Annotated in this window: 12 protein-coding genes; 7 read left to right on the top strand and 5 right to left on the bottom strand. The window is 72.3% G+C overall.

Annotated features, from left to right (window positions below; genetic code table 11):
• Positions 1-25: 25 nt before the first annotated feature.
• The 3 genes from GA0111570_RS06020 to GA0111570_RS06010 all read right to left on the bottom strand — a co-directional run bounded on the left by GA0111570_RS06020 (position 26) and on the right by GA0111570_RS06010 (position 4,119).
• Positions 26-1,783 carry a DUF5671 domain-containing protein gene (locus tag GA0111570_RS06020; RefSeq protein ID WP_092607822.1) on the bottom strand — a complete coding sequence of 586 codons (1,758 nt, stop codon included), beginning with the start codon at positions 1,781-1,783 and terminating at the stop codon, positions 26-28.
• 5 nt (positions 1,784-1,788) lie between these two features.
• Positions 1,789-2,223: a hypothetical protein gene (locus GA0111570_RS06015; RefSeq protein WP_139283158.1), complete on the bottom strand. Its 435-nt coding sequence runs from the start codon at positions 2,221-2,223 to the stop codon at positions 1,789-1,791.
• A gap of 72 nt (positions 2,224-2,295) precedes the next feature.
• The gene (locus GA0111570_RS06010; protein WP_092607818.1) at positions 2,296-4,119 is read right to left on the bottom strand and encodes an ABC transporter ATP-binding protein; all 1,824 of its coding nucleotides are present in this window, start codon (positions 4,117-4,119) and stop codon (positions 2,296-2,298) included.
• A 97-nt stretch (positions 4,120-4,216) separates the two neighbouring features.
• On the opposite strand from GA0111570_RS06010, the gene GA0111570_RS06005 reads away from it, so the two are divergent.
• Positions 4,217-4,633, top strand: a complete 417-nt coding sequence (locus GA0111570_RS06005; RefSeq protein ID WP_092607815.1) for a MarR family winged helix-turn-helix transcriptional regulator — start codon at positions 4,217-4,219, stop codon at positions 4,631-4,633.
• A 12-nt stretch (positions 4,634-4,645) separates the two neighbouring features.
• Here GA0111570_RS06005 and GA0111570_RS06000 read toward each other — a convergent pair whose 3' ends face one another.
• Positions 4,646-6,067 (bottom strand): dihydrolipoyl dehydrogenase family protein, encoded by a 1,422-nt coding sequence (locus GA0111570_RS06000; RefSeq protein WP_092607812.1) that lies wholly within the window; start codon positions 6,065-6,067, stop codon positions 4,646-4,648.
• 87 nt (positions 6,068-6,154) lie between these two features.
• Between GA0111570_RS06000 and GA0111570_RS05995 the strand changes: the two genes are divergently transcribed.
• Positions 6,155-7,531, top strand: a complete 1,377-nt coding sequence (locus GA0111570_RS05995) for a hemolysin family protein (RefSeq protein ID WP_092607809.1) — start codon at positions 6,155-6,157, stop codon at positions 7,529-7,531.
• Positions 7,528-8,574 carry a hemolysin family protein gene (locus GA0111570_RS05990; RefSeq protein WP_092607806.1) on the top strand — a complete coding sequence of 349 codons (1,047 nt, stop codon included), beginning with the start codon at positions 7,528-7,530 and terminating at the stop codon, positions 8,572-8,574. Before GA0111570_RS05995 ends, GA0111570_RS05990 begins: the two co-directional genes overlap by 4 nt.
• 57 nt (positions 8,575-8,631) lie before the next feature.
• On the opposite strand, the gene GA0111570_RS05985 is transcribed toward GA0111570_RS05990, so the two are convergent.
• Entirely contained in the window at positions 8,632-8,901 is a 270-nt protein-coding gene (locus tag GA0111570_RS05985) for a DUF2249 domain-containing protein (RefSeq protein WP_092607803.1), read from the bottom strand.
• Positions 8,902-9,137: 236 nt separating this feature from the next.
• On the opposite strand from GA0111570_RS05985, the gene GA0111570_RS05980 reads away from it, so the two are divergent.
• The 4 genes from GA0111570_RS05980 (at position 9,138) to GA0111570_RS05965 (ending at position 15,172) form a co-directional block, all read left to right on the top strand.
• Complete coding sequence (locus GA0111570_RS05980; protein ID WP_092607801.1) at positions 9,138-10,601, top strand: DEAD/DEAH box helicase; 1,464 nt, start codon at positions 9,138-9,140, stop codon at positions 10,599-10,601.
• Positions 10,602-10,762: 161 nt separating this feature from the next.
• Complete coding sequence (locus tag GA0111570_RS05975) at positions 10,763-11,644, top strand: NAD(P)-dependent oxidoreductase (RefSeq protein ID WP_217634038.1); 882 nt, start codon at positions 10,763-10,765, stop codon at positions 11,642-11,644.
• Positions 11,645-11,765: 121 nt separating this feature from the next.
• Positions 11,766-13,166, top strand: a complete 1,401-nt coding sequence (locus GA0111570_RS05970; protein ID WP_092607798.1) for a sigma 54-interacting transcriptional regulator — start codon at positions 11,766-11,768, stop codon at positions 13,164-13,166.
• On the top strand, positions 13,163-15,172 hold the full coding sequence (locus GA0111570_RS05965) for a vWA domain-containing protein (protein ID WP_092607795.1): 2,010 nt from the start codon (positions 13,163-13,165) through the stop codon (positions 15,170-15,172). The genes GA0111570_RS05970 and GA0111570_RS05965 overlap by 4 nt, the downstream gene beginning before the upstream one ends.
• Positions 15,173-15,277: the final 105 nt, after the last annotated feature.

Below are 15,277 nucleotides of genomic sequence, written 5' to 3'. Positions count from 1 at the left end.
TCGCCGCAGGCGGTCGTACCGGGCGCTAGTCGAGGGGGCGTCCGGCCATGCTGACGTCGAGCACCTGCGGCGGGCCGTCCTGGGCCAGCACCAGGGCGGAGGGGCCGGTGTGCTCGGCCAGCGCCGCGACGAGTGCCTCCCGGTCCCAGTGGCCCACCTCGCCGGCGGTGCTCCACAGCTCCACATGGGCCCCGGTGGCCTGCTCCACGTCGCGGACCAGGTCGGGGGCCGCGGGGCCGACCAGGATGATCCAGCGGGGGGCGGCCTCCGCCGGGACCGGTGGGACCGGGGCGATCGTACGATCCTCGCGCCACACCGTGCCGTGGTAGGTCGACACCGCGGCCGCCGCGACCAGCACGCCGAGGCCGTAGCGCATCGACCGGAGGGTCGCCCCGGAGACCTGGGACACGACCACGTCCTGCATCAGTCCGATCGCCACGATGATCAGGGCGATCGCGGCCGCGACCCCGGCCAGCCCGAACAGCAGAGCCAGGTAGATCCGCCGGGTGCGCGAGGCGACCTCCGCCGGCGGATCGGCCGCGACCTTGCGGCGGATGGCGAGCCAGAACGTCAGCCAGACCGGGATGCCGACCACCAGCAGGGTGACCGCGGAGAGCAGGGTGTTGCGCACCGACATGCCGACGTCGACCCCGGGGGTCACCGACTCGATCAGCGCCACCAGGACCGTCCCCACCCCGGCCGCGGTCGCGCCCAGGCCGATCGCCGAGACGAGGTACTCGTAGACCCGCTGCACCTCGGTGCGGCCGGTCGTGCCGCCGTGCGCCAACGCGCTGCGGTGGTACCACCAGACCAGCGCCCCGGCCAGCACGGCCGCGAACTGGCTGGTGGCGCCGGCGAAGTGCAGCCGGGCGGTCGTCTGCCCGGGGTCCCCGACGAACCAGACCAGGGTGTCCCACAGCAGCAGGCTGGCACCGAGCAGGGCCAGCACCAGTCCACCACCGACGCCCAGCACCAGCACGTGCAGCAGCCACAGTGGCGTACGAGGCTCGCGCGCCGTCGCGGTCACCCAGTAGCGCACCCAGACCAGCGCGCCGGCCAGGAACAGTCCGAGGGCCCCGGCCAGTTGTCCGCCGATCCCGATCACCTCGCCGGGGCGCACCAGCATGTCCAGGGAGGTGCCGACCAGCCGGACGAAGCCCAGCGTGACCAGGACCAGGCCCACCATGGAGCCGAGCACCAGGTGCGGACCCCGGTGGACGGCCGGCAGGGACCTCCGGGCCAGCAGCCAGTACGCCACCCAGATCGCCCCCCAGACGATGAACCGGCCGGCGGCGTCGGCGTCGAGGTGCGGGCGGTACGCCGCGGCGCCGACCAGGGCCTGGAGGGCCAGGGCGGAGACGAGTAGCGCGACCAGCGCCATCAGGGTGGCGTGGACCGCGTACACGCCGGAGCGGGACTCCTCCGGATCGCGCCGGTGGCTGCGCCAGGTCCAGGCCGCGATCAGGGCGACCAGTGGGATGCCGACGATGCTGAAGGCGAGGTCCTGGGCCAGCAGCAGGGCGGGATCCGGTCCACCCGGGTAGGGGCTGGGACCGGGCGCCCGGGTGGTCGAGCCGAACAGGCGGGCCAGCAGGTTGCTGGTGCCGATCGCCGCGACCACCAGCAGGCCGAACAGCAGCAGGTACTGGAAGAACCGCCGGATCGGATGGGGGTCCCCGCCGGCCCCGGCCCCGGCCGCGTGCCGGCGGTTCGCCCAGACGATCACGAGGGCCAGGAGCGCGACGACCACCAGCGCCGGCAGCAGCCCGAACAAGATGCTCATGGGATTCAGTTCTCCTTGCATCCGAGGCCGGGCCACGGGTCGCCGGTGACCAGCCAGTGGCCGTCGCGGGAGACCAGCTGGAACGTGAACCGTTGGGCGTTCGTGGTGTCGGGGAGGGGGCCACCACCGCCCATGCTGATCTCGGCGACCACCCAGGCCGTCGAGCCGGACGTCCTGCTGCTCACCACCGTGAAAGAGCCCTGCTGCTGGCTGAAGTACTGCAGGTTCGACTGGCAGTTCAGGGTGGGGTCGAGGAAGGACGTCGCTGTGGCCTGGTCGGCAGTTATCACGGCGACCACGTACGCCTCCACGACTCCCTCGGGTGTCGCCAGGTCGGGTGGGGAGGGCTTGCGGTTCGCGGCCACGACGGCGGCGGTTGTGGCGAGCGCGGCGACCAGCACCGCGATGACGAGCAACACGACGTTCGGGCGAGCCCTCATGCCACCAGTGTCCCGCCGAGGGGTCCGACCGGGTGGGGCTACCGGAGGCCGTTATCCAGTCGTGTCCGGGCCTCAGGCGGGCAGCACCAGGGCCGGTGCCAGCAGGTCGGCGTACGCCCCGCCGCGGGCGACCAGCTCGTCGTGGGTGCCCTGCTCGACCACCCGTCCGTCGGCCAGGACGGCGATCTGGTCGGCGTCCCTGATGGTGGAGAGGCGGTGCGCGATGGTCAGCGTGGTACGGCCGCTGGCCAGCCGGTCCAGACCGGCCTGCACCTCGCGTTCGGTCTCGTTGTCCAGCGCACTGGTCGCCTCGTCCAGGACCAGGATCGGCGGGTTGCGCAGGATCGTACGGGCGATCGCGAGCCGCTGCTGCTCACCTCCGGAGAAGCGGAAGCCGCGGGCGCCCACCACCGTGTCCAGGCCCTCGGGCAGGCCGGCGACCAGGTCGGCGATCCGGGCCGTGGCCAGCGCCTGCCACAGCTCCTGCTCGGGCGCCCCGGGCCGGGCCAGCAGCAGGTTCGCCCGGATCGTGTCGTGGACCAGGTAGGTCTCCTGCGACACCACCCCGACCAGGGCGGCCAGGTCCGCGGCGGCCAGGTCGCGTACGTCGATCCCGTCGATCGTCACCCGGCCGGTGGTCGGGTCGTTCAGCCGGGCGACCAGCGAGGCCAGCGTCGACTTGCCCGACCCGGTCTCGCCGACCAGGGCCAGCGTGCTGCCGGGGGCGATCTCCAGGTCGATCCCGGCCAGGGTCGGCTGGTCGGCGCCGGCGTAGCGGAAGCCGACGTCCTCGAAGCGGACCCGGCCCTCGACCCGCGACCGGTCGATCCGGACCGGGTGCTCGGGGGCGGGGACCTCGGGCCGGAGGTCGAGGTAGCCGAAGATCCGGCTGAACAGGGCCATCGAGGACACCCACTGCGAGCCCACGTTCATCAGCCCCATCAGCGGCCGGAAGATCTGCGACTGCAGGCCGGTGAAGGCGATCAGCGTGCCGATCGTCATCGGCTCGCCCAGGCCGGGCAGGCCGGCGACCAGGTAGATGACTGCCGGGATCGCGGCGAAGATGATCTGCATCGTGGCCATCCGCCAGCGCCCGGACAGCTGGGAGCGCAGCTCCAGGTCGATCAGCCGCTCGGAGATGTCCTCGAACTTCGCCGCCCCGGCCCCGGTGGCCCCCAGCGTCTTGGACAGTCGTACGCCGCTGATCGACAGCGACTCCTCCACGTGCCCGTGCATCTCGGCCATGGTCCGCTGCAGCTTGCCGGTGATGTCACGCCGGATCAGGGCGACCTGGCGGGTCAGCCAGATGGCCGGCGGCAGCACGACCAGGGAGAGCAGCGAGAGCCGCGGGCTGAGGGCGACCATGGCGATCGTGGTCGCCACCGCCGTCGTGGCATTGGAGGCGATCGAGGTTGCCGTGGTGGTGACCACGGACTGCATCCCGGCGACGTCGTTGACCAGCCGCGACTGCACCTCGCCGCCACGGGTCCGGGTGAAGAACCCGAGCGACTGCTTCTGCAGGTGGTTGAAGACGCTGGTGCGCAGGTCGTGCATGACGTGCTGGCCCACGCTGGAGCTGATCCAGGTCTGCAGCACGCCGATCAGTTGGACCGCAGCGGCGATCCCGATCATCGCGGCGACCAGGGTGACGAGCAGTCCGACCCGCTGGCCGGGGATCGCGACGTCGATCACCTCGCGGACCAGGAACGGCTGGGCGAGGCTGACCACCGAGGTGGCGACGATCATCACGATGACCAGCGTCAGCTGGCGCCCGTACGGGCGGAACAGCGCCGCGACGCGGGAGAAGCCGACGGGGGACTCGGCGAGCTGGGCGCGGTCGGCCGGATCGATCCGGGCCGGGCGTCCCATCGGGGGACCCATGTGGAGGTCGGTCATGGGGTACCTCCTGAGCTGGTGGGGTGGTTCGACACGACAAGTATGTGAGGTAACTTCACAATGAGTCAAGCGCTCTAAGGCTTGGTAGTATTCCCGCATGCCCGATGCCGCCCCGACCGCCGCGGAACTCGCCGACCTGCTGCACTCCGCCACGCGGGCCTTCCGCCAGGCGGTCAGGCTCGGCGGCGGCCCGCTGCCGCCGCACCAGGGCAGGGCGCTGCACATCGTGTGCGAGGAGGGCGCCGTACGTCCCGCCCGGCTGGCCGAGCGCCTGCACGTCACCCCCCGCTCGGTCACCGACGTGATCGACGCGCTGGTGGAGGCGGGGTTCGTCAGCCGGGGGCCGGACCCGGGGGACCGGCGGGCCCAACTGGTCGAGCCGACCGACCGTGGCCGTGCGGTCGAGGAGCGCTCCCGCGAGGTGCGGGCCGAGGTGGCCGGCGAGTTCTTCGGTGGCCTGTCCGAGGCCGACCGCGCCGAGCTCGGCCGGCTGCTCGGTGCGCTCCTGCCCTAGCCGGCCAGCGTCTCAGTCCTCCAGCAGCCGCAGCCACACCTCGCTGGCTGTCGGATAGCTCGGCACCGCCAGACGCAGCGTGGCCAGGTCCAGACCCGCCGCGACCGCGATCGTGGCGGCGTGCAGTTGCTCGGCGACGTCGGGCCCCACGAAGGTGGCGCCCAGCACCACCTCGCTGTCCTCGTCGACGACCAGCCGGACGTGCCCGGCCGCGTCGTCGCGCAGCAGCGAGGCCCCCGCGGCGGAGGTGTAGTCCACGTCCAGGAGTCGCACCCGGCGGTCCTGTTGTTCCGCCTGCTGGGAGGTCAGGCCGACCGAGGCGACCTGCGGGGAGCTGAACACCACGGCAGGGACCGGTGCCGGCGGCTCCGCGGGGACTGGGCGCCCCTCGGCCAGGGCCGCGATCCGGCCCCCGACCCGGCGGCCCTGGTGCTTGCCCCAGTGGGTGAGCAGCGCCTCGCCATTGATGTCACCGACGGTGGACAGCCACGCCGGCAGTGGGCCGCCGTGCGTACGTCCGGCCAGGTCGTCGGGCCGGAGTCCGACGGCCTCCAGGCCCAGCCCGTCGGTGGCGGCCCGGCGTCCGGTCGCCAGCAGCACCTCGTCGACCTCCAGCTCCGAGCCGTCGTCCAGCACGAGGGTGACCGGACCGCCGTGCGGGCGGCCGATACCGGGATCCGGATGGACCTCTGGCCGCTCCGCCGAGGTGACCGAGGTGCCCAGGCGCAGGGTCACCCCTTCCGAGCGCAGCCCGTCGGCGACCTCGTCCCCGGCGAAGTCCTCCAGCCTGGACAGCAGCCGGTCACCGCGGACGACCATGGTGACCGACGAACCCAGGGCGGTCATCCAGCGGGCGGCCTCGCAGGCGACCGGACCACCGCCGATGATGGCCAGCCGCTCGGGGACCTGGACCACCCCGGTCGCGTCCCGGGTGGTCCAGGGCCGGGCCGCCGCCAGCGTGTCCGGGACGACCGGCACGCTGCCGGTCGCGAGCACGACGGCCAGCCGGGCGACCAGGCGGCGGACGTCCCCGTCGGGGGAGGTCACCTCCACGGTCCGCTCGCCGACCAGCCGGCCGCGGCCGCGGACGGTGTCGATGCCCGCATCGGTGGCCCAGGACACCTGGCTGGCGTCCTCGTAGTCGTGCACCCACTCGTCGCGGCGGGCCAGCAGGGCGCGCCGGTCGAGGACGGGGACGGACAGCCCGGACAGGTTGGCGGCGGTCTCGGCCACGTCGAGCGGGCGGAGCAGGGTCTCGCTCGGGATGCAGGCCCAGTAGGAGCACTCACCGCCCAGCAGTTCGGCCTCGACCAGTGCGGCGGTCCGGTCGCTGCCGCGGATGGCGTAGTCGGCGGCGTTCTCGCCGGCGGCACCGCCGCCGATGACGATGACGTCGTACGTGTCGGTCCCGGATTCGGTGTCCACAGCGTTCATGACCCCACTGTGGCGCACAGGTGGGCTGGACAGGGAGGGTGGCGGTAACTTGGGTGCGGTGAATCCTCGAATACCTGGGAGTACGGCGTGCTGACCGCCTGGATCCTGCTCGCCGTACTCCTCGTCCTGATCGTCGCCAATGCCTTGTTCGTCGGGGTGGAGTTCGCCTTCCTGACGGTCAACCGCCACCAGGTCCGCGCGGCCGAGGAGGCCGGGGACGGCAGGGCCGGCGCCCTGGAGCGGGCCCTGAAGAAGACGTCCTCCAACCTCTCTGGCGCCCAGCTGGGGATCACCGTCAGCAGCCTGCTGACCGGTTTCCTGATCGGGCCCTCGCTCGGCCTCTTGCTGGCCGAGGTGCTGGACCTGGCCGGGGTGGCCCGGGACGCAGCGATCGGGGTCGCGACGGTGGTGGCGTTCGCGCTCGTCACCTTCGGGCAGATGGTCTTCGGCGAGCTGGTCCCCAAGAACTGGGCGATCGCCGAGCCGATGCGGGTCGCCCGGCTGGTCGTGTACCCGCAGCGGATCTTCATGGCACTGTTCGGCTGGCTCGTACGGATCCTGAACGGCGCCGCCAACGGGGTGCTGAAGCTGCTCGGCTTCACCCCCACCGAGGAGATCGCCAACGCCCGGACCGCCGAGGAGCTGCAGGCGCTGGTCTCCCGCTCCGGAGCCGAGGGCACCCTGGCCCCGGAGACGGCCGAACTGGTGGCCCGGTCCATCGAGTTCGGCGAGCGTACGGCCGCCGACGTGATGCGCCCGCGCCCGCAGGTCACCTTCCTGCACGAGCACACGGTCCAGGAGCTGATCGACACCGCCGCGGCCACCGGCCACTCCCGCTTCCCGGTCGCAGGGGAGACGGTGGACGATGTCGTCGGCATCGTGCACTTCAAGCACGCCTTCGCAGTGCCGTACGAGGAGCGGACGACCCGGACCGTCCGGGAGATCGCCGTCCCCGCCACGTACGTGTCCGAGTCGATGACCCTGGATCCGCTGCTGCGCGAGCTGCGCAGGCCGGGCCTGCAGATGGCCGTCGTCGTCGACGAGTACGGCGGCACTGCCGGCATCGTCACGCTGGAGGACCTGATCGAGGAGATCATCGGCGCCGTCGACGACGAGCACGACGAGACCGTCGCCCCCTACCTGCGCCGCCAGGACGGCGGGATCTCGGTGTCCGGGCTGCTGAGGCCCGACGAGCTCGGCGACATCATGGACCTGGAGCTCCCCGAGGGCGCGGAGTCCGACACCCTTGGCGGGCTGGTGACCGAGAAGCTCGACCGCCTGCCCAAGGCCGGGGACACCGTACGACTGACCGCCGTCGACCACCTGCACCGGGACGAGGACAACTTGCCGACCAGCACCGAGATCATCCTGAAGGTGGTCCGGATGGACGGCCATCGGGCCGACCGGATAGTGGTCCGGCGGACCGACGGCCACCGCGCGGTGCACGAGGGCGGTGCCCGATGAGCACCGGCATCGCCCTGCTGGTCCTGGTCCTGCTGCTGGCAGGGAACGCCTTCTTCGTCGCGGCGGAGTTCGCCATGGTCTCGGCGCGCCGGGACCAGATCGAGCCCCGCGCGGCGGCCGGGTCCGCCTCCGCCCGGTTCGCACTGAAGGGGATAGAGGACGTCTCGACGTCGCTGGCTGCCACCCAGCTGGGCATCACCGCCTGCTCGCTGGTGATCGGCGCGGTCGGCGAGCCGGCCCTCGCCGGGCTGCTGGAGGTCCCGTTCCAGGCCTTCGGGCTGCCCGAGGCGCTGGTGCACCCGGTCGCCCTGGTGATCGCGCTGCTGTTCGTCACGCTGCTGCACATGGTGCTGGGCGAGATGGTCCCCAAGAACATGGCGATCGCCCGTCCGGCCGCCGCCGCGCTGCTGCTGGGTCCGGTGCTGCACGTCTTCGTGGTGGTGCTGCGCCCGTTCATCTGGCTGATGAACCACTCGGCCAACTTCGTCGTCCGCCACGTCTTCCGGGCCGAGCCGCGCGACGAAGTCTCCTCCGCGTTCACCTCCGGCGAGGTGGCCGGGTTCGTGGCCGAGTCGGGGCGGGAGGGGCTGCTGGACGACGACCAGGTCGAGCTGCTGACCGGTGCGCTGGGCTTCGAGCACCTCACCACCGCCGACGTGGCCATCCCCGCCGACCAGTTGGAGACGGTGTCCGCCGGCGCGACCGTCGCCGAGGTCGAGCAGTTGTGCGCGGAGACGGGCTTCTCCCGGTTCCCCGGCCGCGCAGCCGACGGGACGCTGGTCGGCTACCTGCACGTGAAGGACCTGCTGGCGATCCCGCCCGAGCGCCGCCGCGAACCGGTCCCGCGCGAGCTGCTCTACGACCTGATCACCGTCCCGGCCGACGCGAAGCTGCAGCAGGTGATGCGCACCATGCAGCAGCACAACGTGCACCTGGCGCTGGTCGAGGGCACCGGCGCCCGCGCCGGGCAGGCGGCGGTGGTGGCGTTCGAGGACGTGCTGGAGGAACTGGTCGGCGAGGTCCGCGACGCGACCAGCTCCTAGCAGACGGGTCATGCCCCCACAGTGGAGGCATGGCCCGTCGCCGGTTCGCCGCTGGTCTCAGTTGCGGGTGAAGCGCACCGTCCACTGCTCGGGGCCCTCGGTCACGTAGCTGTGGGCGAACTGGCCGGGGGCCACGTCCTCCAGCTGGGCCATCATCGGCAGCGGGTTGTGCGGGGCGACCACGTCGAGGGCACCGCCCTCGGACAGCTGGGTGATGGCGCCGATCACGGCACCGTGACGGACGGCGTGCGGGATGTCGAGCACGTTGATCGACGGGATGGTGGTGTCGTGCTCGTGGCCGCACTGGCAGGCGGTGGACTGGGACATGGGTGGCTCCTCCGAACGGTTTTCTACACTATAACCGTACTTAATCTCGGCGGGCGTGGCGGGTCGCCAGAGGAACGCGGTTTTGGTTCGCCGGCCCGGCGCCACGTAATGTGGGGGTGTCGGCCCGCCGTGTCTTGCCCCGGGCCGCCTGGCGCCGGGAACCCTCCCGAGTCTGCGCCGTGTCTGTCCCTGCGGGTCATGCATACCCCGGCAAGACACCTTCTAAGGAACCATTCTTGACTTCAGCTTTCGTGCGCCTCGGTGTGCCCGCTTCCCTGTCCGACGTCCTCGCCGGCCGCGACATCACCGACCCCACCCCCATCCAGGCGGCCACGCTGCCGGATTCCCTCGCCGGTCGTGACGTGCTCGGCCGTGGCCGTACCGGCTCCGGCAAGACGTACGCCTTCCTGCTGCCGCTGGTGGCGCGCCTGACCGCGGCCCCGCGTGCCGCTCGGCCGAAGCGCCCCCGCGCGCTGGTCCTCGCACCGACCCGCGAGCTCGCGACCCAGATCGAAGAGGCGCTCAAGCCGCTGGAGGCCGCTTCCGGCCTGAAGAGCCGGACGATCTTCGGTGGCGTCGGCCAGGGCCCGCAGGTCAAGGCCCTCGCCCAGGGCGTCGACGTGCTCGTCGCCTGCCCCGGCCGCCTGCTCGACCTGATGGGCCAGGGCGCGATCTCCCTCGACGAGGTGGAGATCACCGTGCTCGACGAGGCCGACCACATGGCCGACATGGGCTTCCTGCCGATGGTCCGCAAGATCCTGGACCGTACGCCGGCCAAGGGCCAGCGGCTGCTCTTCTCCGCGACCCTCGACAACGGCATCGACGTGCTGGTCAAGCGTTACCTCCATGACCCGGTCACCCATGAAGCCGACTCCCCGCAGTCGCCGATCTCGACCATGGACCACTACGTGCTCCGCGTCGACAACGTCACCCGCAACACGGTGCTCGCCGACCTCGCCTCCGCGCCGGGTCGTACGATCATGTTCACCCGCACGAAGCATGGCGCGAAGAAGCTGGCCAAGCAGTTGATCGACCGGGGTATCCCGGCCGTGGACCTGCACGGCAACCTGTCGCAGAACGCCCGTACCCGTAACCTGGCCGCGTTCGAGTCCGGAACGGTCGAGACGATGGTCGCGACCGACATCGCCGCGCGCGGCATCCACGTCGACGACGTCGCCCTGGTCGTGCACGCCGACCCGCCGATCGAGCACAAGGCCTACCTGCACCGCTCGGGTCGTACGGCCCGCGCCGGCAACTCCGGCACGGTGGTCACCCTGGTGACCTCCGAGCAGCGCAACGAGGTCCGCCAGATGATGCGCAAGGCCGGCATCAAGCCCGCCGTGCACGAGGCCGCCGAGCGCGAGGTGCTGAACACGCTCGCCCCCGGTGAGCGCGTCGTGCTGAGTCCGGACGCAGCGCGTGCCCTCGCGCAGCCGACCGTCTCCCAGCCGCAGCAGCCGTCGCGTTCACGCCAGGGCGGTGCCCGCGGCGCCCAGACCGGTGGCCGTGGCCGCCGTCCCCTGGCTGAGGGCGCCCCCCGCGCCGCCGTCGGCTCGCGTTCCGGTGGTGCCCGCGGTGGCGCCTCGGCCCGCACCGTCGCAGCCGTCCGCTCCGGTGCCGCCCCGCGCAGCGCCGGATCCGAGGCACCCCGCGGCGGCCGTGGCCACCGCCACGCAGGCCGTCCCGGCGGCGCCGCCTGATCGTACGACTCCGCGTCCCAGGACGCGGATCATGCAGCGCCTGTGCTGACGCAGCACCCGTACTGATGCAGAACCCGTGCGGCGGGCCCTTCCCGGGTCCGCCGCACGGTCGTTCGCCGGGGTCGTAACGTGGTGCCCAACCGACAACCACGGAGGACAGCATGAGCGCATACGGCAAGGTCGTCATTCTCGGCACCGGGATCATGGGCAGGGCACTGACCGAGCGCCTCCTCGGCCAGGGGGTGGACGTCACGGTCTGGAACCGGACCGCCTCCCGCGCCGAGCCGCTCGCCGAGCTCGGCGCAACCGTCGCGGCGACGCCCGCCGAGGCGGTCGCCGGCGCGGACACCGTGCTGCTGACCCTGTTCGACGCCGCTGCGGTCGTCGAGGTGCTCACCGAGGCCGCCGACGCCGCCCCGGGGGCGGTCTGGGTGCAGATGTCGACCATCGGCACCGACGGTACGGAAGAGGTCGCCTCCGTCGCCGCCTCGCACGGCCTGGACCTGGTCGAGGCGATGATGCTGGGCACCAAGGGCCCGGCCGAGACGGGCAAGCTCGTGCTGCTCACCGCCGGCAACGCCGACCTGCTGGCCAAGGTCGAGCCGCTGCTCGCCCTGGTCAGCCAGAAGCGCGTCCACGCCGGCCCCGCCCTCGGCGACGGCACCCGGCTGAAGCTGGTCTGCAACACCTGGATCGGCCTGCTCACCGCCGGCACCGGCCAGGCGTTCGCCATGATGCGGGCCCTGGGCCTGGACGAGAAGCTCTTCCTGGAGGCGATCTCCGGCGGCCAGTCCGACTCGGTCTATGCCCACGCCAAGGGTGCCCTGATGCTGGCCGACGACTACCAGCCGGCCAACTTCCAGCTCCGCGGGCTGCGCAAGGACCTCGACCTGGCCGCGGACGCGACCGGCGGGGACGGGACCTTCGGTGTCCTCGACGCGGTGCGTGGGCTGTACGCCGCGGCCGAGGACGCGGGCAACGGTGCCGAGGACATCGCCGCGGTCTTCCGCGTGTTCGAGGGTGACGCCTACCGTGGGATGTGAAGGGTGAGCCGGCCCGCGCTCGCCGGTCGGAAGTAGGGGCGGAGGACCTAGGCCGGCTTCCGGGCACCGTCCCTCGGCCGGGCCCTTTTCTCTGTTGTACGCCGGGGTTAGCGTGTGTGGTGTGACGAGCACCTCATCGGACGTTCCCACCCCTCGTACCCTCGGCCAGCTCCGCGCCTCCGGCCACCGGCTCCGTACGCTCCGCGAGGAGGTACGGGACAACCTGCTGGCCATGCTGCGCGCCGGGGAGAATCCGTGGGCCGGCCTGCACGGCTTCCAGGACACGGTCATCCCGCAGCTGGAGCGCGCGCTGATCGCCGGCCACGACATCGTGCTGCTCGGCGAGCGCGGGCAGGGCAAGACCCGGCTGCTGCGTACGCTCGTCGGCCTGCTGGACGAGTGGACCCCGGTGATCACCGGCGCCGAGCTCGGCGAGCACCCGTACGACCCGATCACCCCGCAGTCGCGCCGGGCGGTCGCCGAGCAGGGTGACGACCTGCCGATCGAGTGGCGCCACCGCAGCGAGCGGTACGCGGAGAAGCTCGCCACCCCCGACACCTCGGTCGCCGACCTGATCGGTGACGTCGACCCGATGAAGGTCGCCGAGGGCCGCCACCTCGGCGACCCGGAGACGATCCACTTCGGCCTCATCCCGCGCAGCCACCGCGGCATCGTCGCGATCAACGAGCTGCCCGACCTGGCCGAGCGGATCCAGGTCGCGATGCTCAACGTGATGGAGGAGCGCGACATCCAGATCCGCGGCTACGTGCTCCGCCTGCCGCTGGACGTGCTCGTCGTCGCATCCGCCAACCCGGAGGACTACACCAACCGCGGCCGGATCATCACCCCGCTGAAGGACCGCTTCGGCGCCGAGATCCGGACCCACTACCCGACCAGCCTGGAGTCCGAGATGGCCGTGGTGCGCCAGGAGGCGCGGCTGGTCGCCGAGGTGCCCGACCACGTGCTGGAGGTGATGGCCCGCTTCACCCGGGCGCTGCGCGAGTCCGGCGCGGTCGACCAGCGATCGGGGGTGAGCGCCCGCTTCGCGATCGCCGGCGTCGAGACCGTCGCAGCCTCCGCCCTGCACCGGGCAACGCGGCGAGGGGAGCCGGAGGCGGTCGCCCGGGTGATCGACCTGGACACCGTGGTCGACGTGCTGCGCGGCAAGATCGAGTTCGAGTCCGGCGAGGAGGGCCGCGAGGTCGAGATCCTCACCCACCTGCTGCGGACCGCGCTGGCCGCGACCGTCCGGGAGCACTTCCGCGGCATCGACATGGGCCTGCTGGTCTCCGCGATGGAGAAGGGCCACACGGTCTCGACCGGTGCGCAGGTGACCGCCGAGGAGTTCCTGTCCGGCCTGCCGTCGCTGGGGGAGTCCGAGCTGTACGACCAGATCACCGGCCGCCTCGGGGCGCACTCGCCGGGTGAGGCGGCCAGCGCCATCGAACTCGCCTTGGAGGGCCTGTTCCTGGCCCGCCGGATCGGCAAGGAGTCCGGCGGCGGGGAGGCAGTGTACGGATGAGCCGCTACACCCGCTACACCGGCGGGGACCCGCTCGCCCCGCCGGTCGACCTGGCCGAGGCCCTGGAGGCCATCGGCGAGGACGTCATGGGCGGCGCGTCCCCGCAGCGGGCGATGCGGGAGTTCCTGCGCCACGGCGGCCGGGACCGCACCGGCCTGGACGAGCTGGCCGGGCGGATCGCCCGCAAGCGCCGCGAGCTCGTCCGGGAGCACAGCCTCGACGGCACCCTGCAGCAGGTCCGCGAGCTGCTCGACCGGGCGGTGCTCGAGGAGCGCAAGCAGCTGGCCCGCGACGCGATGATGGACGACTCCGACCGGGCCTTCCGGGAGATGCGCCTGGACGAGCTGCCGCCCTCCACGCCGGCGGCGGTGCAGGAGCTGGCCTCGTACGACTGGCAGAGCAGCGAGGCGCGCGAGGCGTACGACCAGATCAAGGACCTGCTCGGCCGCGACCTGCTGGACCAGCGCTTCGAGGGGATGAAGCAGGCCCTGGAGGGCGCGACCGACGAGGACCGCCAGCGGGTCGGGGAGATGCTCCGTGACCTCAACGACCTGCTGGAGAAGCACCGGCTGGGGGAGGACACCCCCGAGGACTTCCAGGAGTTCATGGACCAGCACGGGCAGTACTTCCCCGAGAACCCCCAGGACATCGACGAGTTGCTCGACTCGCTGGCCCGGCGCAGCGCGGCGGCGCAGCGGATGCTCAACTCGATGACCCCCGAACAGCGCCAGGAACTGATGGAGCTGTCCCAGCAGGCCTTCGGCTCGGCCGAGCTCATGCAGCAACTGGGCCGGATGGACGACAACCTGCGGTCCCTGCGGCCGGGGGAGGACTGGGACGGGTCGGAGGGATTCGAGGGCCAGGAGGGCCTCGGCCTGGGGGAGGGGACCGGCGTCATGCAGGACCTCGCCGACCTCGACGAGCTGTCCGACCAGCTGGCGCAGGCGCACAACGGCGCCAATCTGGACGACATCGACCTCGATGCGCTGGCCCGCCAGCTCGGTGCCGAGGCCGCCGTCGATGCCCGGGCGCTGGCCGAGCTGGATCGCGCGCTGCGCGACTCCGGGTTCCTGCGCCGGACCCCCGACGGCGACCTGCGGCTCAGCCCGAAGGCGATGCGCCAGCTCGGCAGGCAGCTGCTCCGCGACGTGGCGACCCGGCTGTCGGCCCGCGCCGGACAGCGTGACGTACGCCGCGCCGGCCAGCTGGGCGAGCCGACCGGGGCCTCCCTGGACTGGGAGTTCGGGGACACCGAGCCCTGGGCGGTCACCCGTACGGTCACCAATGCGGTGCTGCGGACCGTTGCCGGGGGCGGGTCGGCGGCGAGCGGGGTGCGGCTGGAGCTGGAGGACGTGGAGGTGACCGAGACCGAGGCGCACAGCCGGGCGGCGGTCGCGCTGCTGGTCGACACCAGCTTCTCGATGATGATGGAGGGCCGCTGGGTGCCGATGAAGCGGACGGCGCTTGCCCTGCACCAGCTGATCAGCACCCGCTTCCGCGGGGACGCCCTGCAGCTGGTCGGCTTCGGCAGGCACGCGCAGGTGATGGACATGGAGGAGCTGGTCGGGCTCGACTCGAACTGGGCCAAGGGCACCAACCTGCACCACGGGCTGCTGCTCGCCAACAAGTTCTTCCGCCAGCACCCCGATGCGCAGCCGGTGCTGCTGGTGGTCACCGACGGGGAGCCGACCGCCCACCTGCTGCCCGATGCGGAGGTGTTCTTCGACTACCCGCCGCACCCGCTGACCATCGCCGCGACGGTCGAGGAGCTGGACGCCTCCGGCCGGCTCGGTGCGCAGGTCACGTTCTTCCGGCTCGGGGACGACCCGGGGCTGGCACGGTTCGTGGACTCGATCGCGCGGCGGGTGGACGGCCGGGTGGTAGCGCCCGAGCTGGACGAGCTCGGCGCGGCGGTGGTCGGCAGCTACCTGGGGTCGCGGTCACGCCGGGCGCAGCGCCGCGAGACGTACGGCGGCTGGGGCGAGCGCGGCTGGTGGGTACCGTGACCTGATCGGGGTCGTGATCGCCGTCCCGTGGGGAAGACGCTCCAGCCGACCGGAACGACGGAGTGCCCGGAGCCTGTGGGCTCCGGGCACTCCGTGTCATCTGGG

It is taken from the genome of Raineyella antarctica (assembly GCF_900092135.1).
GTDB lineage: Bacteria > Actinomycetota > Actinomycetes > Propionibacteriales > Propionibacteriaceae > Raineyella > Raineyella antarctica.
This window is presented reverse-complemented; position numbering and strand designations above follow the sequence as displayed.

Bases quoted from the DNA above. Each gene is read 5' to 3' on its own strand.
- GA0111570_RS06000 (WP_092607812.1), bottom strand. From the start codon at position 6,067: ATGAACGCTGTGGACACCGAATCCGGGACCGACACGTACGACGTCATC.
- GA0111570_RS05965 (WP_092607795.1), top strand. From the start codon at position 13,163: ATGAGCCGCTACACCCGCTACACCGGCGGGGACCCGCTCGCCCCGCCG.
- GA0111570_RS06015 (WP_139283158.1), bottom strand. From the start codon at position 2,223: ATGAGGGCTCGCCCGAACGTCGTGTTGCTCGTCATCGCGGTGCTGGTC.
- GA0111570_RS05985 (WP_092607803.1), bottom strand. From the start codon at position 8,901: ATGTCCCAGTCCACCGCCTGCCAGTGCGGCCACGAGCACGACACCACC.
- GA0111570_RS05990 (WP_092607806.1), top strand. From the start codon at position 7,528: ATGAGCACCGGCATCGCCCTGCTGGTCCTGGTCCTGCTGCTGGCAGGG.
- GA0111570_RS06020 (WP_092607822.1), bottom strand. From the start codon at position 1,783: ATGAGCATCTTGTTCGGGCTGCTGCCGGCGCTGGTGGTCGTCGCGCTC.
- GA0111570_RS06005 (WP_092607815.1), top strand. From the start codon at position 4,217: ATGCCCGATGCCGCCCCGACCGCCGCGGAACTCGCCGACCTGCTGCAC.
- GA0111570_RS05975 (WP_217634038.1), top strand. From the start codon at position 10,763: ATGAGCGCATACGGCAAGGTCGTCATTCTCGGCACCGGGATCATGGGC.
- GA0111570_RS06010 (WP_092607818.1), bottom strand. From the start codon at position 4,119: ATGACCGACCTCCACATGGGTCCCCCGATGGGACGCCCGGCCCGGATC.